This window comes from Brenneria izadpanahii (assembly GCF_017569925.1).
GTDB lineage: Bacteria > Pseudomonadota > Gammaproteobacteria > Enterobacterales > Enterobacteriaceae > Brenneria > Brenneria izadpanahii.
In genome coordinates, this window is sequence record NZ_CP050854.1 from 4,772,726 (window position 1) to 4,792,904 (window position 20,179).

17 protein-coding genes are annotated in these 20,179 nt (G+C 52.8%); 11 read left to right on the forward strand and 6 right to left on the reverse strand.

All coding sequences use genetic code 11. The features are described from left to right. The first annotated feature begins 175 nt into the window (after window positions 1-175). Both nrdD and nrdG read left to right on the forward strand, forming a co-directional pair. Window positions 176-2,314: an anaerobic ribonucleoside-triphosphate reductase gene (gene nrdD / locus HC231_RS21350; RefSeq protein WP_208228675.1), complete on the forward strand. Its 2,139-nt coding sequence runs from the start codon at window positions 176-178 to the stop codon at window positions 2,312-2,314. A gap of 185 nt (window positions 2,315-2,499) precedes the next feature. Next, window positions 2,500-2,964 carry an anaerobic ribonucleoside-triphosphate reductase-activating protein gene (gene nrdG / locus HC231_RS21355; protein WP_208228676.1) on the forward strand — a complete coding sequence of 155 codons (465 nt, stop codon included), beginning with the start codon at window positions 2,500-2,502 and terminating at the stop codon, window positions 2,962-2,964. 8 nt (window positions 2,965-2,972) lie between these two features. Here nrdG and HC231_RS21360 read toward each other — a convergent pair whose 3' ends face one another. The 3 genes from HC231_RS21360 to HC231_RS21370 all read right to left on the reverse strand — a co-directional run bounded on the left by HC231_RS21360 (window position 2,973) and on the right by HC231_RS21370 (window position 6,470). Continuing rightward, window positions 2,973-3,626: an NAD(P)H-binding protein gene (locus HC231_RS21360; protein WP_208228677.1), complete on the reverse strand. Its 654-nt coding sequence runs from the start codon at window positions 3,624-3,626 to the stop codon at window positions 2,973-2,975. A gap of 27 nt (window positions 3,627-3,653) precedes the next feature. Continuing rightward, entirely contained in the window at window positions 3,654-4,085 is a 432-nt protein-coding gene (locus tag HC231_RS21365) for a YhbP family protein (RefSeq protein ID WP_208228678.1), read from the reverse strand. Between the two features lie 75 nt (window positions 4,086-4,160). Further along, the gene (locus HC231_RS21370; RefSeq protein ID WP_246494607.1) at window positions 4,161-6,470 is read right to left on the reverse strand and encodes a YgiQ family radical SAM protein; all 2,310 of its coding nucleotides are present in this window, start codon (window positions 6,468-6,470) and stop codon (window positions 4,161-4,163) included. A 391-nt stretch (window positions 6,471-6,861) separates the two neighbouring features. Between HC231_RS21370 and HC231_RS24195 the strand changes: the two genes are divergently transcribed. After that, a complete protein-coding gene (locus HC231_RS24195; protein WP_281397356.1) occupies window positions 6,862-6,993 on the forward strand; it encodes a hypothetical protein in 132 nt (43 codons plus the stop codon). 33 nt (window positions 6,994-7,026) lie between these two features. Here HC231_RS24195 and HC231_RS21375 read toward each other — a convergent pair whose 3' ends face one another. Then, window positions 7,027-7,707 (reverse strand): bactofilin family protein, encoded by a 681-nt coding sequence (locus HC231_RS21375; RefSeq protein ID WP_246494609.1) that lies wholly within the window; start codon window positions 7,705-7,707, stop codon window positions 7,027-7,029. Window positions 7,708-8,102: 395 nt separating this feature from the next. On the opposite strand from HC231_RS21375, the gene HC231_RS21380 reads away from it, so the two are divergent. From HC231_RS21380 to HC231_RS21400, 5 genes are all read left to right on the forward strand, one after another. Next, window positions 8,103-9,038 (forward strand): aminoimidazole riboside kinase, encoded by a 936-nt coding sequence (locus tag HC231_RS21380; RefSeq protein WP_208228679.1) that lies wholly within the window; start codon window positions 8,103-8,105, stop codon window positions 9,036-9,038. 193 nt (window positions 9,039-9,231) lie between these two features. After that, window positions 9,232-10,791, forward strand: coding sequence for a carbohydrate porin (locus HC231_RS21385; RefSeq protein WP_208228680.1), 1,560 nt, complete (start codon window positions 9,232-9,234; stop codon window positions 10,789-10,791). 84 nt (window positions 10,792-10,875) lie between these two features. After that, window positions 10,876-12,246 (forward strand): sucrose-specific PTS transporter subunit IIBC, encoded by a 1,371-nt coding sequence (locus HC231_RS21390; RefSeq protein ID WP_208228681.1) that lies wholly within the window; start codon window positions 10,876-10,878, stop codon window positions 12,244-12,246. Further along, complete coding sequence (locus HC231_RS21395; RefSeq protein ID WP_208228682.1) at window positions 12,246-13,655, forward strand: glycoside hydrolase family 32 protein; 1,410 nt, start codon at window positions 12,246-12,248, stop codon at window positions 13,653-13,655. The genes HC231_RS21390 and HC231_RS21395 overlap by 1 nt, the downstream gene beginning before the upstream one ends. 34 nt (window positions 13,656-13,689) lie before the next feature. Continuing rightward, window positions 13,690-14,709 (forward strand): substrate-binding domain-containing protein, encoded by a 1,020-nt coding sequence (locus HC231_RS21400; RefSeq protein ID WP_208228683.1) that lies wholly within the window; start codon window positions 13,690-13,692, stop codon window positions 14,707-14,709. A gap of 171 nt (window positions 14,710-14,880) precedes the next feature. Here the strand turns inward: HC231_RS21400 and exbD are convergent, their stop codons facing one another. Together exbD and exbB are read right to left on the reverse strand one after the other, a co-directional pair. Further along, a complete protein-coding gene (exbD, locus tag HC231_RS21405) occupies window positions 14,881-15,303 on the reverse strand; it encodes a TonB system transport protein ExbD (RefSeq protein WP_208228684.1) in 423 nt (140 codons plus the stop codon). Window positions 15,304-15,306: 3 nt separating this feature from the next. Further along, a complete protein-coding gene (exbB, locus tag HC231_RS21410) occupies window positions 15,307-16,038 on the reverse strand; it encodes a tol-pal system-associated acyl-CoA thioesterase (RefSeq protein ID WP_208231463.1) in 732 nt (243 codons plus the stop codon). Window positions 16,039-17,198: 1,160 nt separating this feature from the next. On the opposite strand from exbB, the gene HC231_RS21415 reads away from it, so the two are divergent. The 3 genes from HC231_RS21415 to HC231_RS21425 all read left to right on the forward strand — a co-directional run bounded on the left by HC231_RS21415 (window position 17,199) and on the right by HC231_RS21425 (window position 20,061). Next, window positions 17,199-18,179 carry a TRAP transporter substrate-binding protein gene (locus HC231_RS21415; RefSeq protein ID WP_208228685.1) on the forward strand — a complete coding sequence of 327 codons (981 nt, stop codon included), beginning with the start codon at window positions 17,199-17,201 and terminating at the stop codon, window positions 18,177-18,179. A gap of 69 nt (window positions 18,180-18,248) precedes the next feature. Then, entirely contained in the window at window positions 18,249-18,755 is a 507-nt protein-coding gene (locus HC231_RS21420; RefSeq protein ID WP_208228686.1) for a TRAP transporter small permease, read from the forward strand. A gap of 13 nt (window positions 18,756-18,768) precedes the next feature. Continuing rightward, complete coding sequence (locus HC231_RS21425; RefSeq protein WP_208228687.1) at window positions 18,769-20,061, forward strand: TRAP transporter large permease; 1,293 nt, start codon at window positions 18,769-18,771, stop codon at window positions 20,059-20,061. Window positions 20,062-20,179: the final 118 nt, after the last annotated feature.

Here is a 20,179-nt window from a genome sequence, read left to right on the forward strand (position 1 = left end):
TACTTCTTTGTCCTAGATCAATAAAATATCTACTTTCTCAAGCCAATAACTACATATGGGGTCTATTATATTAAAAATACCCACATATAGTGGTTATCCACAACATCATCCACAGCTTCCTCCGCTAGCGGCAGCTGTGATTTACCTGTGGATAACATTGACAGAGGAACAGATCGTGAAGCCAGTAGTGATTAAACGGGATGGTTGCCAGGTACCTTTTGATGAAATACGCATCAAAGAAGCCGTAGAACGAGCGGCGCAGGCCGCAGGTATCGACGATTCTGATTACTGCGCAACCGTTGCCGCCGCGGTCGCTCAACAAATGCAGGATAAACGACGCGTCGATATTCGCGATATCCAGAATGCAGTTGAAAATCTGTTGATGTCCGGTAAATACAAACAGCTGGCGCGCACCTATATAGAGTATCGCCACGATCGGGATATCGCTCGTGAACGCCACGGCCGTCTGAATCAGGAAATCCGCGGGCTGGTGGAACAGAGCAACATGGCTTTGCTGAACGAAAACGCCAATAAAGACAGTAAAGTCATCCCTACCCAACGCGATCTGCTGGCGGGCATCGTGGCCAAGCACTACGCCAAACAGTATATTCTACCGCGCGATGTCGTGCTCGCCCACGAGCGCGGCGAGATTCACTACCACGACCTCGACTATTCCCCCTTCTTCCCGATGTTTAACTGCATGCTGATCGACCTCGGCGGCATGCTGACCAAGGGATTTAAAATGGGCAATGCGGAAATCGAACCGCCGAAATCGATTTCTACCGCCACCGCCGTAACGGCGCAGATCATAGCTCAGGTCGCCAGTCATATTTACGGCGGCACGACGATTAACCGCATTGATGAAATTCTGGCTCCGTTTGTCGCCGCCAGCCATAAAAAACATCAGGCCGTGGCAAAAGAGTGGAATATTCCTCAAGCCGAAGAGTATGCCCACACCCGGACGGTAAAAGAGTGTTATGACGCTTTCCAGTCGCTGGAATACGAGGTAAACACGCTGCACACCGCCAACGGTCAGACGCCTTTCGTCACATTCGGCTTTGGGCTGGGCACCAGTTGGGAATCCCGGCTGATCCAGGAATCCATTCTGCGCAACCGCATCGCCGGACTGGGCAAAAACCATAAAACGGCGGTTTTCCCCAAACTGGTGTTCGCCATCCGCGACGGGCTGAACCGCAAGCCCGGCGATCCGAATTACAGTATCAAACAACTGGCGCTGGAATGCGCCAGCAAGCGCATGTATCCCGATATCCTGAATTACGATCGGGTGGTTGAAGTCACCGGCTCTTTCAAAACCCCGATGGGCTGCCGCAGCTTCCTCGGCGTTTATGAAGAAGACGGCAAACAGATCCACGATGGCCGCAACAATCTGGGCGTAATCAGTTTGAACCTGCCGCGCATCGCGTTGGAAGCCAACGGTGATGAAACCCGGTTCTGGGAACTGCTCGACCAGCGTTTGACGCTGGCGAAAAAGGCGCTGATGACGCGTATTGCCCGGCTGGAAAACGTGAAGGCCCGCGTCGCTCCCATTCTGTACATGGAAGGAGCCTGCGGCGTGCGTTTAAAAGCGGACGACAGCGTAGCGGAGATCTTCAAAAACGGGCGCGCTTCCATTTCGCTGGGCTACATCGGAATTCATGAAACCATTAATGCGCTGTTCGGCAATGAAGTCCATGTATTCGACAATGAAACGCTGCGTGAAAAAGCCGTGGCTATCGTCGCCCATCTGAAAAAAGCCACCGACAGTTGGAAAGAAGAGACCGGTTACGGCTTCAGCCTGTACAGCACGCCGAGCGAAAACCTGTGCGACCGCTTCTGCCGCTTAGACACCGCCGAATTCGGCGTGGTCAAGGGCGTAACGGACAAGGGTTACTACACCAATAGCTTCCACCTGGACGTAGAGAAAAAGGTCAACCCGTACGAGAAAATCGATTTTGAGGCGCCGTATCCGCCGTTGGCCAGCGGGGGCTTCATTTGCTACGGCGAATACCCGAATCTGCAACATAACTTGAAGGCGCTGGAAGACGTCTGGGATTACAGCTACAACCACGTACCTTATTACGGCACCAACACGCCGATCGACGAATGCTACGAATGCGGCTTCACCGGTGAATTCGAGTGTACCAGCAAGGGATTCACCTGCCCGAAATGCGGTAATCACGACTCGTCCCGCGTCTCCGTCACCCGCCGGGTTTGCGGCTACCTCGGCAGCCCGGATGCGCGTCCGTTCAACGCCGGCAAGCAGGAAGAAGTAAAACGCCGGATCAAACATTTAGGCAACGGACAGCTCGGTTAAGTTAACGCAGATCTGCGCGGCCGGCCGATATCGCCGGCCTTGTAGATCCCTCATCGCGCCGGCGGAGGCGAGAGCGCTTTCCCGACAAACAGGTATCGCTGGGGGCTTCCCCACGCAGGCGGGAACCTGCGGGCATGACAAGCTGAGATACATTGCTATAAGCCCATTACGACAGTAAAAACGCCATGAATTATCACCAGTATTACCCTGTGGATGTGGTCAACGGACCGGGAACGCGCTGCACGCTGTTTGTGTCCGGGTGCGTACATCAATGCCCCGGTTGCTATAACAAAAGCACCTGGCGGCTAAACTCCGGGCATCCGTTTACTCAGGAACTGGAGGATCGGATCATCGCCGATCTTCAGGATACCAATATTCCCCGGCAGGGTATTACGCTATCCGGCGGCGATCCGCTTCACCCGCAGAACGTTCCCGATATTCTGCGGTTGGTAAAGCGGATACGCGCGGAGTGTCCGAGTAAAGACATTTGGGTCTGGACTGGCTATGTGCTGGCCGAATTGACCGAACAACAACAACAGGTTGTATCCCTGATTAACGTACTGGTCGACGGAAAGTTCGTGCAAGATCTCAAAGATCCGTCGCTAATCTGGCGAGGCAGCAGTAACCAGGTCATCCACTACCTACGTTAACCTTTCATCTACAGGAATGAATTCTGCTTGCCCAGCGCACGTAGCTGCTTTGATTCCAAAACCGTCACTCTTGCTTTGGGCTCGGGAGAAAAGGCCTGATTCAATAATGCCTGAGCCACCGTTTTCCCTTCGATAGCCTGCCATTTTGCCGGGAGAATACGAAATAACGGCGCAGTCAGACTTTCCAGGGGACGGCGGACCTTTCTTTTTCCCAACAGGATTGAAGGCCGGGCCAATGTCAGATGCTGCCACCCCTGCTCGCGTAAAACCTTCTCGGTTTCGCCCTTCACCCGTGAGTAAAAGAAAAGCGAATTCGTACTGGCGCCGAGCGCGCTAACCACCAGAAAATGTTTCGCGCCCAGCGCTAAAGCCGCTTTCGCGCCATCCACCACCAGCGTGTAGTCCACGTGTCTGAACGCCTGCTTACTGCCGGCAGCCTTGATCGTCGATCCCAAACAGCAAAATGCGATATCGATCGGATCCGTAACTTGGGAAAGCGCCACTAAAAGATCTGGATCATGTGGATTAACCACGTTTTCTGACGGGGCCAGCGGCTCTCGGGTCGGCGCATAAATCGTTTCCACCCGGTTGTTGGCCTTTAATAGCCTTAACAACGCATTCCCAACCAGACCTGTCGCACCCAATAGCAATATCCGGCTCATACTTCTCCCCCTGTTACTCTCTTTCTTTTAACGCTGCCAGTGATGCTTTTTGCCAAATCCCAGCGTATTGTCCGTCATCTTCAATTCCGTCAATTGCAAGCGCCAGATCGGTGCATGTGCCGCTTTGGCGATCGGGAAACGCCGATTGTAAAGCGCCCTCGCCCGTTGCTCTTCTTCTCCCTCCAATAGTTCGGCCAGCGCACGAAACTGTACGCCTTTAATCAACATGACGCTTTTCGGCTGACCGCTTACCGTCCCGGCTACCAACGGCTGCCGGGACATTAGCTCGCCGTGACGCGTATGTAGCTCCGTCATCAGATAAAATGCGACCTGCTGTTCGTCATAAGTGTAGAAGCAACTCGCACACCATAAATCCGAATTTTCACCCACGCATAACGTCAGCACATGCAGCTTTTTCAAATAACGGGAGATGGCCAGAAGCGTATTCTCTGTATCCACATATCCTCCGCCCCTGTTTCGGGCTCTCGGCCAAGGCGCTGAACGGACATATCCTGTTACCGTTAAGCCGCGATATTAAGCCGGTTTTTTATGGCGGGCTTTCCCTGCCCGCCCCCCTCCGGGCCGCTGCGGATCGGCTTTAAAAAACGCGCCCGACGTCTTTTTATTCCGATTAACCGATGACGGCTGACCAGCATGTTTACCGCTCTTGATGCCTTTAGCCATAGGAGAATTTCCCGACGTCTGTTTTTTTTCGGATTTATCGGATGACTGGCGGACGATGGCCGGCGAGGTAAAACGGGTCAACGCCGGACGGCTGGACGCGCGTCCCCGCGAGGCGGCGCGTTCCCCCGGCGCCTCCGCCGGGATCAGGCAGCCGGGCCGGTTGCCAATCAGGCGTTTCATTCCCATCGCGGTCAACGCTTCGCGCAGCAGCGGCCAGTTCGCCGGATCGTGGTAACGAAGCAGCGCCTTATGCAGGCGGCGCTGCCGTTCACCCCGCGGCACGACGACATCCTCGCTTTTGTAGCCCACTTTGCCGAGCGGATTCTTGCCGCTGTAATACATGGTGGTCGCATTCGCCAGCGGGGAAGGATAGAAGTTTTGCACCTGATCCAGTCTGAAACGGTTCTCTTTCAGCCATAACGCCAGATTGACCATATCTTCATCCCGGGTTCCCGGATGCGCCGAAATAAAATAGGGAATCAAATATTGCTGTTTTCCCGCCTGCTTTGAATAACTGTCAAAAAGCGTTTTGAAACGGTGATAGCTTCCCATTCCGGGCTTCATCATTTTTGACAGCGGCCCGCTCTCAGTATGCTCCGGCGCGATCTTGAGATATCCGCCCACATGATGCTCGGCCAGCTCTTTGATATAGCGCGGATCTTTGACGGCCAGATCGTAACGAACGCCGGAAGCGATGAGGATTTTTTTGATGCCTTTCAGACTGCGGGCGCGCCGGTAAAGTTTGATCGTCGGCTCATGGTTGGTATCCATATGCGGACAGATCTCAGGATAAACGCAGGACGCCCGCCGACAGCTCTGCTCGGCGCGCGGCGATTGGCAGCGCAGCATGTACATATTCGCCGTCGGTCCGCCCAGATCGGAGATAACGCCGGTAAATCCGGGCACATGGTCACGAATCTCTTCGATCTCTTTGACGATCGACGCTTCCGAGCGGCTCTGAATGATCCGTCCTTCATGCTCGGTGATCGAACAGAAAGAACAGCCGCCATAACATCCGCGCATGATATTGATCGAAAAACGGATCATATCGTAAGCGGGAATGACCGCCTTACCGTAGGAAGGATGAGGGACGCGCTGAAACGGCAGCGCAAACACGGCATCCATTTCCTCAGTGGAAAGCGGGATGGCCGGAGGATTGATCCAGACATAGCGATCGCCATGTTTTTGCATCAATGCTCTGGCGCAGCCGGGGTTGGTTTCGTGATGCAATATCCGCGACGCATGGGCGTACATCACCTTATCGGCTTTCACCTTTTCAAATGAGGGCAGAAGCACATAGGTTTTCTCCCACGGCTTGGGTTTCGGCGCCCGCACGCTGATCGGCCGAGCCGCATCCGGCGCCGGGCTCTCCCCTTCCGAACAAGGTAAATCTTCGCCATAAGGGTTCAAGATCGGCTCAATGCGGCCGGGCTTATCGAGCCGGGTCGAGTCCACGCCCGTCCAGCCGGGCAGCGCCGTTTTCCGCATCACCGCGGTATTGCGCACATCCTGAATATCGCTAATCGCTTCACCCGCCGCCAACCGGTGCGTAACCTCCGCCAGCGGACGTTCGCCATTGCCATAGACCAGCATATCCGCCTTGGAATCCACCAACACCGAACGCCGCACGGTATCAGACCAGTAATCATAGTGCGCGATACGCCGCAGGCTGGCCTCGATGCCCCCCAGAATCACCGGGACGTCGTTATAGGCTTCCTTGCAGCGCTGGGTATACGCCAGCGTGGCCCGATCCGGCCTTTTCCCGGCAATATTGCCGGGCGTATAGGCATCGTCATGACGTAGTTTTCGATCCGCCGTGTAACGATTTATCATCGAGTCCATATTTCCCGCCGTGACGCCAAAATACAGATTAGGCTTGCCAAGCCGCAGAAAATCGTCTTTCGACGTCCAGTCGGGCTGAGAAATGATGCCGACGCGAAACCCTTGCGCCTCCAGCATTCGTCCGACAATCGCCATGCCGAAACTCGGATGATCCACATACGCATCGCCGGTAACGATGATGACATCACAGCTATCCCAGCCCAACTGATCCATCTCTTCGCGCGACATCGGAAAAAACGGCGCGGTGCCGTAACACTCGGCCCAATATCGTGGGTAGGAGAATAGCTCGCGTTCGGGTTGGATCAGACTGATTGGCATAGAAAAATTCTTCGTTGTAAGAAAATGGGGTTTATATAACCCTGGCTAATAGCTGATAGTTTATTAATCAGGGAACAGAGGAGTGAATTATACGTGGACAAAAATAAAGCTGCTGGTCAGAGTCACGCTGATATGCGGCGGATCAAGACTTTCGCCCTATAACTGCGCTTAATATGCGAGAACGTGCATTATTTCAGTGAATTTCCCCCGCTAAATCGCGCTTTTCTATCGTAACCCCGTTAATTTAGCGTTTTCCAAAGAACGCGAATGGCGATGGTTTAGCGCGATTCGTTCGCTGGCAGGGAAAGCGGATTGACGTGATATTGATTACTCAGGAACTCACGGGGCGGCTTAGCAGCGTTAATGCCGCTGCCGGTACAAGGAAAAAACGATGATTTCAGTCACAGCCAATATGGCAGAGCAATACCGCCGCACACCTTTCGGCGTTCTGGCGCTGCGCGGATATCAGGAAAGCGTTCAGATATCAATCCGCTACGGCCGGGCGGGAACCGTTCGTCATTGATACCCGCCCGACAAGATTATTCTCCGCTTTGCCTTACGCCAGCGGCGTGTTTCCCGCCATCGTCACAATATCTTCCTGTTCGGTCTTATCCACATAACCCAGCTTTTCCTGACCCTGCGACTCCTGTTGCAACGTATTCGACTGGCCGATGAAGACGCCGCCTTTCTCAATAGAGAGCTCATCAGAAAAGATATCCCCGACCATCTTTCCCTGCGCCAGTATGGATACCGCGCCGGCCTCAATACGGCCTTCAACATGACCATCAATAATAATCCGCTGCGATTTCATTTCACCTTTAACGCTGCCGGAGTGCTCCACTTTAATGGTATTTTCGCAAAACAGATCGCCGACGACATGACCTTCAACGGTGATATTTCCCTCCGTCTTCACCTTGCCGGTTATCTGCGCCTCCTGAGAAATAAAAGTGTCTTTTTTCACTCGCACAGGGCTTACTGAATTAATCAACTCCGCCGGGTTGTTTATTTCACTAATCTCTTGTTGCTTTTCGATGGATTTTTTGTTTTTTTCAAATGAAAACATCGGCTTGTCCCTTTTAAGTTTATAAAAAACCGCCATTAGCCCCATTCCCAACATGGCGGCCAATGCCTTCCCATAAAACAGAGCGGGTAAATCCAGATAGATATCAACCAGCCAGAGCAGCACCAATAAGGCCCATACCGCCCATAGCCCCCATAACAGATTGTAATTACGCACGGTTATTGCACCGATCGGGTTGCTGGCGTGTGGCAACGATGCTTATCTTGGGTAGCGCGTACGTGAAGGTATTGGATTTAAGATCGGCGATATCACCGATATCCGATCGAATTTGGCAAGAGGTGCAGCCGCGCATATCCCTTCTCCTTTTCGCCATGGTTCCTGATGCGATGCCTGTCAGACTATTCCTTATTTGGTATCGGACGGAATCCGTTTTTATTTAACGGATATGGCGCGCTAAAAGGCATAAACCGCCTGCTTAAAGGGTGAAAATATGATGCCGCCATCACTTTTTTTACAACTTACGACTAACATGCCCCCTTAATAAGTTGCGTAGCTAAACCGATTCTTCTATTTTAGCAAGCAATTCTAATATCCCTGATAAGAGTAATTTTATGGCACACAAAATTTGGGTGATGGGTGACGCCGTGGTTGATCTCATTCCAGAAGACGCAGAACGTTATCTCAAATGCCCGGGAGGCGCGCCTGCGAATGTGGCGGTGGGTATTGCCAGATTAGGAGGCCAAAGCGCCTTTATCGGCCGGGTAGGCGATGACGTCTTCGGTCATTTTCTGCGCGACGTGCTGGCTCGGGAACAGGTCGATACGCATCGCATGATCGGAGACAGCGAGCATCGGACTTCCACCGTGGTGGTCAGCCTGGACCATCAGGGCGAACGTTCATTTACCTTTATGGTTCGCCCCAGTGCCGATCTGTTTATACAACCGAGTGATCTGCCCCAGTTCAAACAGGGCGAATGGCTGCACCTCTGTTCCATTGCCTTATCCCAGGAGCCCTCGCGCAGCACGGCCTTCGAAGCGATGCGGCGTATAAAAGCCGTAAACGGATGGGTTAGCTTCGATCCCAATATCCGTGAGGATCTCTGGTCCAGCGAACAAACCTTGAAACAGTGCCTGAACCAGGCTCTGGAACTGGCGGACGTGGTTAAATTATCGCGTGAAGAGTTGGCTTTTCTCAGCACAACCGACGATGTGGAACAAGGGGTCGAGCAGCTTATGCAACGCTACCCGATTAAACTGCTGTTGGTCACCATGGGCAGTGAAGGCGTTTGGCTGCACGACCGTCAGCAGCGGCGACACTTTCAGGCGCCTTATGTAACGCCGGTGGATACCACTGGTGCTGGCGACGCTTTTGTCGCCGGGTTATTGCAGGGATTGGCCGAATATGACGACTTATCGCAGCCGACTTCATGGGATAATGTGATCGAACAGGCGCAGCTTTGCGGCGCGCTGGCAACGACGGCGAAAGGCGCGATGACGGCCCTGCCTCTTGCGCAACAACTCCATTCAACCTCTCTGGCCAGACCCTAGCCCCAGCCGTTACTCCCGCTTATCGATCCTGTTTTGTAGCCAGGATCACAGTTACTGAAACAGGTTGGTAAAGTTCCTTGCCAACCTGATATCCCCCCTATTATTTTCCCTCGGGAAAACCGGTTTAGCATTTTAGCAAAAACGGATTTTTAGCATATAAAAAACTCCTTTAAGAATAAGAAGAGATAAAAAAATGAAACCAAACCGACTCGCTATAGCAATTGGATTGTTACTCTCATGCCCGCTCTATGCTTCCGCCGCCAGTACAGACAGCATTGAAGCCCGTCTGAATGCGCTGGAGCAAAGACTGCAACAGGCTGAACAGCGCGCACAGATAGCTGAAGCCAGAGCAGAAGCCGCCGAAAAACAGACTCAGCGACTGGAGGCCCGCACCGCGCAAACCGAACAAAAGGCTCAGCAGGTTGAGCAACGCACCACCGAACTGGCCAACCAGAAATCGTTCGCCGACGGTTTCGAATTTCACGGTTACGCCCGTTCCGGGTTATCCATCAATGATTCGGCTACCAGTTCCAAAACCGATATCGGCCCTGGGATGTCGCCGGCGGGTAGCACAGGCGGGCATATCGGCCGCTTAGGCAACGAAGATGACACCTATGTTGAACTGAAACTGGAACACAAACAGAAGCTGGACAACGGCGCGACCACCCGCTTCAAGGTGATGATGGCCGACGGCCAGCGCAGTTATAACGACTGGACCGCCAGCAGCAGCGACCTTAACGTACGTGAAGCCTTCGTCGAACTGGGCTCGCTGCCGACTTTCACCGGCGCGTTGAAAGACACCACGCTGTGGGCGGGCAAACGCTTTGACCGCGATAACTTTGATATCCACTGGCTGGATAGCGACGTGGTATTCCTGGCCGGTACCGGCGGCGGTATTTATGACGTGAAGTGGACGGACGGCTTCAAAAGCAACTTCTCCCTTTACGGACGCAGCCTGGGCGAAATCACCGCGCTGGATAACGACATCAAAAACTATATCTTCACCGCCAACAACTTTGCCGGTCCGTTCCAGTTTATGCTGAGCGGGTTAAAAGCGAAAAACAATGATGTTGATGAGGCGAGAGCCAGTGACATAGCAAGAGCGGGAACCGATAACAATTATTCCACCTGGATCAGTAACCCCAACGCCGGCGATAAAGGCTTCCACGCCATGGCGGCCTGGCATGGCGATAGCTTCTACGGGCTACGTGAAGGCAGCGCGAAGGTCGCCGTGCTCTATGGTCACGGCCTGGGCGCAGAGGTTAAAAACGTCGGTTCCGACGGCAACCTGAGCAATGAGGCCAATACCTGGCGCCTGGCTACCTACGGCACCACGCCGCTGAGCAAAAACTGGAGCTTTGCGCCGGCAATTCTGGCTCAAAGCAGCAAGGATCGTTACGTTAACGGCGACAGCTATGAATGGGTAACCTTCAATGCTCGGCTGATTCAGGAAATCACCGAAAACTTCGCTCTGGCCTATGAAGGCAGCTATCAATATATGGATCTCGATCCAAGTGGTTACAGCGATCTGAATAAAGTCAGCGGCGGATTTTATAAGCTGACCTTCGCGCCTACCTTTAAAACCGGCGATATCGCTAATTTCTTCAGCCGTCCGGAACTGCGTCTATTCGCCAGCTACATGAACTGGGACAAACGGCTGGATAACTACTCAAGCAGCGACACCTTTGGCTCTACCGGTTTCACCGCCGGCGGAGAATGGAACTTCGGCGTCCAGATGGAAACCTGGTTCTAAGAATCATATAGCGACAAACGCCGGCTAGCTCTTCGCCAACCGGCGATGAGGATTACCTCATAGCCAATAATAAAAGGGAATAAAATGGACATTAACGCCACAGCGAAAGCACTGATCCCCCTGTTGGGCGGGAAAGGGAATATCGCCAGCGCCGCCCACTGCGCCACCCGTTTGCGTCTGGTGCTTAACGACGATAGCCTGGCCGATAAAAAAGCAATTGAAAATGTCGAAGGAGTCAAAGGCTGCTTTCACAATGCAGGCCAGATCCAGATAATTTTCGGTACCGGGCTGGTGAACAAGGTTTACGCCGAATTTATCAAAGTCGCCGGAGTCAGCGAATCCAGCAAGTCTGAAGCCGCCACGCTGGCCGCACAGAAGCTAAACCCGCTGCAACGTCTAGCCCGCCTGCTGTCAAACATCTTCGTTCCCATCATTCCGGCGATTGTGGCGTCCGGTCTGTTGATGGGGCTGCTCGGTTTGATCAAAACCTATGGCTGGGCCAACGCCGATAGCGCAATCTTCATTATGCTGGACATGTTCAGCTCCGCCGCCTTTATCATTCTGCCTATTCTTATCGGCTTCACCGCCGCGCGGGAATTTGGCGGCAATCCCTACCTTGGCGCGACGCTGGGCGGCATTCTCACCCACCCTGCGCTCACCAACGCCTGGGGGGTTGCCGGCGGCTTTCAGACCATGAATCTGTTCGGTCTGGACATCGCCATGGTGGGTTATCAGGGTACGGTATTCCCGGTGCTGCTGGCGGTCTGGTTTATGAGCCTGGTGGAAAAACGCCTGCGCAAAGTGGTGCCCGATGCGTTAGACATCATCATCACGCCATTCCTGACCGTGGTCATTTCCGGCTTTATCGCCTTAGTGATCATCGGCCCGGCCGGTCGTATGCTGGGCGACGGTATCTCTTTCGTACTGAGCACATTGATTACGCACGCAGGATGGCTGGCCGGGCTGCTGTTCGGCGGGCTCTATTCCGCGATTGTCATCACCGGCGTTCACCATAGCTTTCACGCCATCGAGGCAGGCCTATTGGGGAACCCGAACATCGGCGTCAATTTCCTGCTGCCCATATGGGCAATGGCCAACGTCGCTCAGGGCGGCGCCTGCCTGGCGGTTTATTTCAAAACCAAAGATGCGAAGATTAAAGCCATCGTCGTCCCTTCATCATTCTCCGCTCTGCTGGGCATCACCGAAGCGGCTATCTTTGGTATCAACCTGCGTTTTGTAAAACCGTTCCTGGCGGCGCTGGCGGGCGGGGCGTTAGGCGGCGCTTGGGTGGTATTCAACCACGTCAATATGACCGCGGTAGGCTTAACCGGTATTCCGGGGCTGGCGATCGTTCAGGCCGGTTCAATGCTTAGTTACCTGATTGGTATGGTCATCGCCTTTGGCGCGGCATTTACCATTTCATTACTGCTGAAATATAAAACGGATAGCGAATAATGATGGAAGTCCACTTGTTAAAACGTATGGCTCACGCCCTGATGTCTAACCAGCCGCGTACCGGTGAGGATCCCTATCGTCCGTATTGGCATCTTTCACCAAACGTGGGGCTACTTAACGATCCGAATGGATTTATTCATCACAACGGGCGTTACCATCTGTTTTATCAGTGGAACCCTTTAGCCTGTGCCCACGGAGCAAAATTCTGGGGGCACTGGAGTTCAGCGGATCTGGTTCATTGGCGGCACGAACCCGTCGCGCTGGTGCCCGGTGAAAGCTACGAAACCCATGGATGTTATTCCGGCTCCGCCGTCGTTGATAATGGCGCGATCGTTCTGATTTACACCGGTAACGTGAAATACGGCGATGGTTCGCGCACCGCATTTCAGTGCCTGGCCAGAGAAAACGCCGACGGCGAGTACGACAAACTGGGGCCGGTGCTGGATCTGCCCGATGGTTATACCGGTCACGTGCGCGACCCTAAAGTATGGAAACACGGCGCGCACTGGTACATGGTGCTGGGCGCGCAGGATAAACAGCTACAGGGCAAGGTACTGTTGTATCGCTCAGGCGATCTCCGCAGTTGGGATAAAGTAGCCGAGATCGCCGGCTCCCGGCTTGGCGGGCTGGGTGATTTTGGTTACATGTGGGAGTGCCCGGATTTATTCAGGCTAAACCAACAGGATGTTCTAATTTGCTGCCCACAGGGCATCCCCGCGGAAGAGGAACGTTATCTAAACACCTTTCAATCGGGTTATTTCGTTGGGAAGCTGGATTATCAGAACGGCGTTTACCAGCATCATGGATTCAGCGAACTGGATCTTGGCTTTGAATTTTATGCCCCGCAGACCACAGAAAGCGAGGATGGGCGGCGTTTGATGTTTGGCTGGATGGCCATACCTGATGAGAACGAGTTTTTTGAACCCACTATCGCCCATGGATGGATCCATACCATGACCTGCCCGCGAGAACTAACGTTGCGCGAAGGCAAGCTCTATCAGCATCCCGCGCGGGAGTTGCAGCAGTTGCGCACGCAGCATTATACCTGGCAGGGCGTGGCGAGCTATGCGCCGCAATTACCGGTGAATAGCGCCGAGGTTATATTAACCACCCAGGGAGAATTCCAGCTTGATATCTCCTCCATACTGGTTCTTTGCTGGGACGGCGAACGCCTGACCCTGAGCCGGCGGAATCGGCGTACCGCAGAACCGGAACATCGCTACTGGCGCGGAGAATTACACCAGTTGCAAATCCTGTTCGATCGTTCGAGCGTCGAAATCTTTATCAATGATGGCGCGGCCGTCATGTCCGCCAACTGTTTTCCTGACGGAGAGGCGACGCTTTCATTCAGCGGGCCGGGGCGATTGGCATTGCAGCACTGGCTGTTAGCGCCATGCGTGATAGAATGACATCCCTTTTCTCTGACGGCAGATAGCTCAAGCGGTGAAACAGACTAAACGCGTAACAATCAGCGATATTGCCACCCTCGCCGGCGTATCAAAATCCACGGCCAGCGTGGTGCTCAATGGCCGCAGCAAAGAATTTCGCGTTTCCGATGTAACCCGCGATCGCATTCTGGCCATCGCCCACGAGCAGCGTTATCAGCCCAGCATTCATGCGCGTTCGCTGCGTTCATCCCGCAGCAATACGCTGGGCTTGGTCGTGCCGGAAATGACCAACTATGGTTTCGCCATTATCTCGCGCGATCTGGAAATGCTGTGCCGCGAAGCGGGGCTACAGCTTCTTATCGCCTGTACGGATGAGAATCCCAGCCAGGAGATGATGGCGGTCAACAGTTTGGTACAGCGTCAGGTCGACGGGATCATCGTCGCGTCCAGCATGCTCAACGACATCGAATATCAGAAAATCAATCAGCAATTGCCCGTTGTGCAATTTGACCGGGTGATCGGCGAATCTGAATTACCGTTGGTAATAACCGAATCGGTGGAATCGACCGCCGAACTTGTCGAACGCGTCGCCCGCCGGCACAGCGATGAATTCTATTTTATTGGCGGCCAATCACGCATTTCTCCTACCCGCGATCGTCTGGCCGGCTTCCAGTTGGGATTACAGCGGGCAGGTATTGAGTGCCGTCCTGAATGGATTATTCATGGTAATTATCATCCCAGCTCCGGCTATGAAATGTTCGCTCAGCTCTGCGCCGAGTTGGGGCGGCCGCCCAAAGCGCTCTTTACCGCCGCCTGCGGCCTGTTGGAAGGGGTGTTACGCTATCTGAGCCAGCATAACCTGATGGAGAGCGATATCCATCTATGCAGCTTTGACGATCACTACCTGTTTGATTGTTTACCGTTGAAGATTGACACCATCGCACAAGATAGCGAACGTCTGGCGGGGAACAGTTTTGATATGATCACTACGCTGATCGAAGAGCGCCCGCTGCAACAGGATAAGCGTTATCTCCCGCCGATGCATATCCACTGGCGGCACCCCGAATCACGCTAATGCGCAACCGCTCCCCGACAATGATTTTCCCGGTCGTTCCTGCTTCTTAGGGCGTGGCGAACGGCACTCGGATCGCCGCCTGCATGACTACCCCCCTTAACGGACGAAACCGTCATTCCCGCCGGCGCGAAAATGACGGTCGCAAGGTCGCCAGCAATCTGAGTCGATTGTTTATTTAGCCGCTGACTCGGCGCCGACCAAACCCACTTTGAGATATCCGGCTTTGCGTAGCGCATCCATCACTCTCATCATGGTTTCATAATCCACGCTTTTATCCGCCTGGAAGAAGATGGTGGTTTCTTTATCGCCGCTGGTTGTCGCATCCAGCGCCTGGGCCAGCGACGCTTCATTCACCGCATCATCGCCGACATACAGCTGTTTGTCGGCTTTCACCGTCAGATAGACCGGCTTTTCCGGACGAGGCTGGGGAGCCGCGGATGAAGCCGGCAAATCAACGCGGATATCGACGGTGGCCAGCGGCGCGGCGACCATAAAGATGATCAGCAGAACCAGCATGACATCAATAAACGGCGTCACGTTGATATCATGCATTTCGCCATCTTCATTTACACTATCATTCAAGTGAATAGCCATAACTTAGCCCACCCGCAATTTCTGCGCCGATGAAGTGTTTCTTTCGTTGTTGCTGGCGGCGACATCCAGGTCGCGGCTCAATAACAGCAATATCTGCGCGGCGACATCGCCGACCAGAGCTTTATATCCGGCAATCCAGCGGGCGAATACGTTATAAATCACCACCGCCGGGATTGCGGCGACCAGACCAATCGCCGTCGCCAGCAACGCTTCTGCAATGCCGGGAGCGACAACCGCCAGGTTGGTGGTCTGCGTTTGCGCGATACCGATAAAACTATTCATGATGCCCCATACGGTGCCGAATAATCCGATGAACGGCGCAACCGCCCCCACCGTGGCCAAATAACCATTCCCGCGTCCCATGAAGCGGCTGGTCGCGGCGACCCGGCGTTCCAAACGAAACGCGGCGCGCTCTTTAATCCCTTCGTCATTATCCGAAAGGGCGGACAGTGATAGTTCATTCTGCGCATCAGCCAACAGCTGTTGCGCCACGCTGCCGGTCTTAAACGCGCTGGCCGAATCCACGGCGTCATCCAGGGTTTTTGCTTGTTCCAGCGACTGATACTCACGACGCAGACGGCGTTTGGCGCCAGACAGCTCCACGCTCTTGCTGAAGAAAATCGCCCAGGTAATCACAGAAGCCAGCAGCAGACCGATCATAACGGCTTTCACCACGATATCCGCATGCTGGTACATGCCCCAGAAGGACAGGTCCGTTCTCATCAGGTTATCCATGCCTGGCGCCGCATTGGGCGGTAAAGAAAGCGACGAGCCGGGAGCCGACGCTTCCGGCGCCACCGGCATTGGCGCCGCGGCGGAAGCGTCAGAACCAATAGCAGGAGAGCCGGGCGCAGCCGATGCCGCAGCATCGCCCGCGGGAGAAGTCGGAGCGGCAGATGTCGATGTCGCAGCATCACTGGTATTTTCACCGGATAAAGGCGTCGTCGCAAGCGCTGCCAGCGCATTTCCACTTAGTCCCGCCGTCACAAGCAGGATAACCAACGCCCTACGGGAAAATACGCTAAATGCGCCACGTTTTTTTTGCCAGGTTGATGATACCTGTTGGGTAATGTTACTGACAGCCGTATTCACGCTGTGCCTCCACCGTTAATCCATCACAATGACACAATAAGTCAGCCTGAAATGATACCAAACCCTGAATTAATTGATAGTCGTTCTCATTATTATTTATATGCACAAAGTCATTTCCCTGCGGTATCGCATGATCTACAACGACATTCGTATCAGAACGAAATTAACAAAAGGTATAAGCGGCCGTCAGATAGAGGAGATGATGGAATAAAGACTTATATTTCATCATGTAATAACCACATTATTCATGATCCTATACGCTAAATAATTCGAGTTGCAGAAAGGCGGCGACGCAGCGGGACGAAGCCCATGGATAGACCGAATAACAAAGCCAATAGACCGCTTGAAGTATGGCGAGTAACTCGCCCCGTATGCTGCTAGCTATACCTTCAAAAGAATACTACCGCTGCGGTTTTCCGTTATGTGATCAACATTAAGTTATCACACCATTTTTAGACATATTCGCTAAAGTGATCTGACAACATCAGAAAGGTAAATATAGATTAAAACCAATAAAAACAAAGTATTATGATTATTTTATTTTCTTGAAGTTTGTAATTATATAAATAAAACGGCATTTCACATCATGTATTGCTTTTGTGATATGAGTCATTCTTAAAAGTTGTATAATAGGTTAGCTTATCCCTGAGAATTAAGAGGGACTTCAGCAAAGATAATAGCCTATAACGGCAACCCTCTCGTCTTTCGCTATTAGCTCCTCGTCTTTCCGGATCTAATTTTAATAAAAATAATCAGTTACACCATTAAATACCACTCTACCCACCACTTCTGGAGATAACTCAATGAAGCTGTCAAAAATATTGATCAGCCTTTTTCTGGGTTCTGCCTCACTATTATTTACGAGCCAGACAATACAAGCGCAACAGATAAAAGCCTCAGACGTTCATCCCGAAGGTTACCCCAATGTCGTTGCCGTACAAAAAATGGGGGAAAAACTGAAAGCCGCCACAAATGGAAGACTGGAAATAAAAACGTTTCCCGGCGGAGTGCTCGGCGATGAGAAACAGATGATAGAACAGGCGCAGTTGGGCGCTATTGATATGATCCGCGTCTCTATGACGCCGGTTGCGGCAATATTGCCAGAGATAGAGGTATTCACCCTGCCCTATATTTTCCGCGATGAAGATCATATGCACAAAGTGCTTGACGGCCGAATCGGCGAAGAGATCAGGCATAAAATTACCAATAACAGTAAGTCGAGATTAGTTTTCCTGGGGTGGATGGATGCAGGCACCCGTAATCTGATAACCAAAGAGCCAGTAGTAAAACCGGAAGATCTCAAGGGAATGAAGATCCGCGTACAGGCCAGCCAGGTTGCCCTGGCAACCTTAAAGGCCATGGGCGTCAACGCCATCGCCATGGGAACCAGTGAAGTCTTCAGCGGTATGCAAACCGGCGTAATTGACGGTACGGAGAACAACCCGCCGACCTATATTGCGCATAACTATATGCCGGTCGCCAAAAACTTTACCTGGAGCCGCCACTTTATCATCCCGGAGCTGTTTCTTTATTCCAAAACCAAATGGGATAAACTTTCTAAAGAAGATCAAAATATTATTTTAACACTGGCTAAAGAAGCGCAGCAGGAACAGCGCATATTATGGCAGGAATATACGCAACAATCCCTGGATAAAATGAAAGCCGGCGGCGTTCAGTTCTATGAAATAGACAATGATTATTATTTCAAAGCAACGCAACCCGTACGCGATCAGTTCGGAGCCAAATATCAGGATCTGATTCAATCCATTGCCGACGTTAAATAATACGGTTATTACGCGGGTAAATAATAAAAATTATTTACCCGTTATTACCGATGGTAAACAGGTGAAAATATGGCCCGTAAGTATATCTCCATCATGGATATTCTCTATCTTATTGCCATGTGGGTTTCCGGCCTGGCGTTATTATTGATGACGCTGCTTATTCCCGTAGGCATTTTCGCACGCTATGTGCTTAATGCCGCGTTATCCTGGCCTGAGCCAATATCCATTATTTGCATGGTGACATTCACTTTCGTCGGCGCTGCCGTCAGTTACCGCTCCTGTTCGCACATTGCCGTCAGTATGCTGACCGACCGCTTGCCTGACTCAGGAAAGCGAGTCTGTCTACATTTGGCCAATATGCTGATGCTGTTAATCAGCGTCTTCATTCTTTACTACAGCACCCTGTTATGCATGGAGCTATGGGAACAACCGGTAGCGGAGTTTCCTTTACTTTCCGCCGGTGAAAGTTATTTACCTTTGCCCATCGGCTCGCTGATCACCCTCCTCTTTATTATCGAAAGAGTTTGCTTTGGTCCCCAGGATAAACGCCCTGTGGTGATGCTCGGCAGCTCTTAATTCGGAGCCCATAATGGATGCATTCATATTAGTGGCGGCGCTGGCGGTATTATTGGCCGTCGGCGTTCCGGTCGCCTATGCCGTAGGGCTAAGCGCCATCGTCGGCGCTTTCTGGATAGATTTGCCGCTCGAAGCGGTGATGATCCAGATTACCAACGGCGTGAATAAATTCTCTCTGCTGGCGATCCCCTTTTTTATTCTGGCGGGAGCCATCATGGCTGAAGGCGGCATCGCCCGCCGTTTGGTCAGCTTCGCCTATATTTTCGTCGGATTTATCCGCGGCGGCCTATCGCTGGTCAACATTGTCGCCTCAACATTTTTCGGCGCGATATCCGGCTCTTCGGTGGCAGATACCGCCTCGATCGGCTCCGTCATGATCCCGGAAATGGAGAAAAAGGGCTATCCGCGCGACTTTTCCGCCGCGGTAACCGCCAGCGGTTCCGTTCAGGCGATTCTAACGCCCCCCAGCCATAACTCGGTTATCTATTCGCTGGCAACCGGCGGAACGGTGTCCATCGCCTCGCTGTTTATCGCCGGGATCATGCCCGGCTTGCTGCTGAGCCTGACGATGATGGTCATGTGCGTGGGGTTTGCCCATAAGCGCGGTTATCCCAAGGGCGAACGCGTTCCTTTTCGTCAGGCGCTGAAAATTTTTGTGGATACGCTATGGGGACTGATGACGGTCGTCATCATTATGGGGGGGATCCTTTCCGGTATTTTCACCGCAACCGAGTCTGCCGCCATCGCCTGTCTATGGTCTTTCTTCGTCACCATGTTTATCTATCGGGACTACAAGTGGTCCGAGTTTCCCAAGTTGATGTATCGCACGGTGAAAACGGTCACTATCGTGATGATCCTGATCGGCTTCGCGGCGGCATTCGGCGCCATCATGACCTATATGCAGCTCCCAAGCCGGATCACTGACTTCTTCACCTCCATTTCTGATAATAAATACGTCATCCTGATGTGGATTAACATCATGCTGCTGCTGATTGGCACGCTGATGGATATGGCGCCGCTGATTTTGATCCTGACGCCCGTGCTGCTGCCCGTGGCGCTCTCCCTGGGGATCGATCCCGTCCACTTCGGCATGATCATGCTGGTTAATCTGGGGATTGGCTTGATTACCCCGCCGGTGGGCTCGGTGTTATTCGTCGCCAGCGCGGTCAGTAAACAGAAAATCGAACAGGTGGTTAAAGCTATGCTGCCGTTTTATTGCGGGCTGTTCGCGGTGCTGATGCTGGTGACCTATATTCCCGCCATTTCGCTATGGCTGCCGAAATTATTTGGCGTGTATACAGGGTGATTGCCGGAAGAGACGGTCTATTGAAAGCCACGCCCGATGAAGATACATCGGGCGTGTTGGCTGATATCCGTAAGAAAAAGGGCAACCGATATCAGCGTTGCCCAATACAAACGTGAAT

Excerpts from the sequence above, each read along its gene's own strand:
- HC231_RS21385 (WP_208228680.1), top strand. The coding sequence starts at position 9,232 with ATGAAACCAAACCGACTCGCTATAGCAATTGGATTGTTACTCTCATGC.
- HC231_RS21380 (WP_208228679.1), top strand. The coding sequence starts at position 8,103 with ATGGCACACAAAATTTGGGTGATGGGTGACGCCGTGGTTGATCTCATT.
- HC231_RS21390 (WP_208228681.1), top strand. The coding sequence starts at position 10,876 with ATGGACATTAACGCCACAGCGAAAGCACTGATCCCCCTGTTGGGCGGG.
- HC231_RS21425 (WP_208228687.1), top strand. The coding sequence starts at position 18,769 with ATGGATGCATTCATATTAGTGGCGGCGCTGGCGGTATTATTGGCCGTC.
- nrdG (WP_208228676.1), top strand. The coding sequence starts at position 2,500 with ATGAATTATCACCAGTATTACCCTGTGGATGTGGTCAACGGACCGGGA.
- HC231_RS21360 (WP_208228677.1), bottom strand. The coding sequence starts at position 3,626 with ATGAGCCGGATATTGCTATTGGGTGCGACAGGTCTGGTTGGGAATGCG.
- HC231_RS21395 (WP_208228682.1), top strand. The coding sequence starts at position 12,246 with ATGATGGAAGTCCACTTGTTAAAACGTATGGCTCACGCCCTGATGTCT.
- HC231_RS21370 (WP_246494607.1), bottom strand. The coding sequence starts at position 6,470 with ATGCCAATCAGTCTGATCCAACCCGAACGCGAGCTATTCTCCTACCCA.
- HC231_RS21420 (WP_208228686.1), top strand. The coding sequence starts at position 18,249 with ATGGCCCGTAAGTATATCTCCATCATGGATATTCTCTATCTTATTGCC.
- exbB (WP_208231463.1), bottom strand. The coding sequence starts at position 16,038 with ATGGATAACCTGATGAGAACGGACCTGTCCTTCTGGGGCATGTACCAG.
- HC231_RS24195 (WP_281397356.1), top strand. The coding sequence starts at position 6,862 with ATGATTTCAGTCACAGCCAATATGGCAGAGCAATACCGCCGCACACCT.
- HC231_RS21415 (WP_208228685.1), top strand. The coding sequence starts at position 17,199 with ATGAAGCTGTCAAAAATATTGATCAGCCTTTTTCTGGGTTCTGCCTCA.
- exbD (WP_208228684.1), bottom strand. The coding sequence starts at position 15,303 with ATGGCTATTCACTTGAATGATAGTGTAAATGAAGATGGCGAAATGCAT.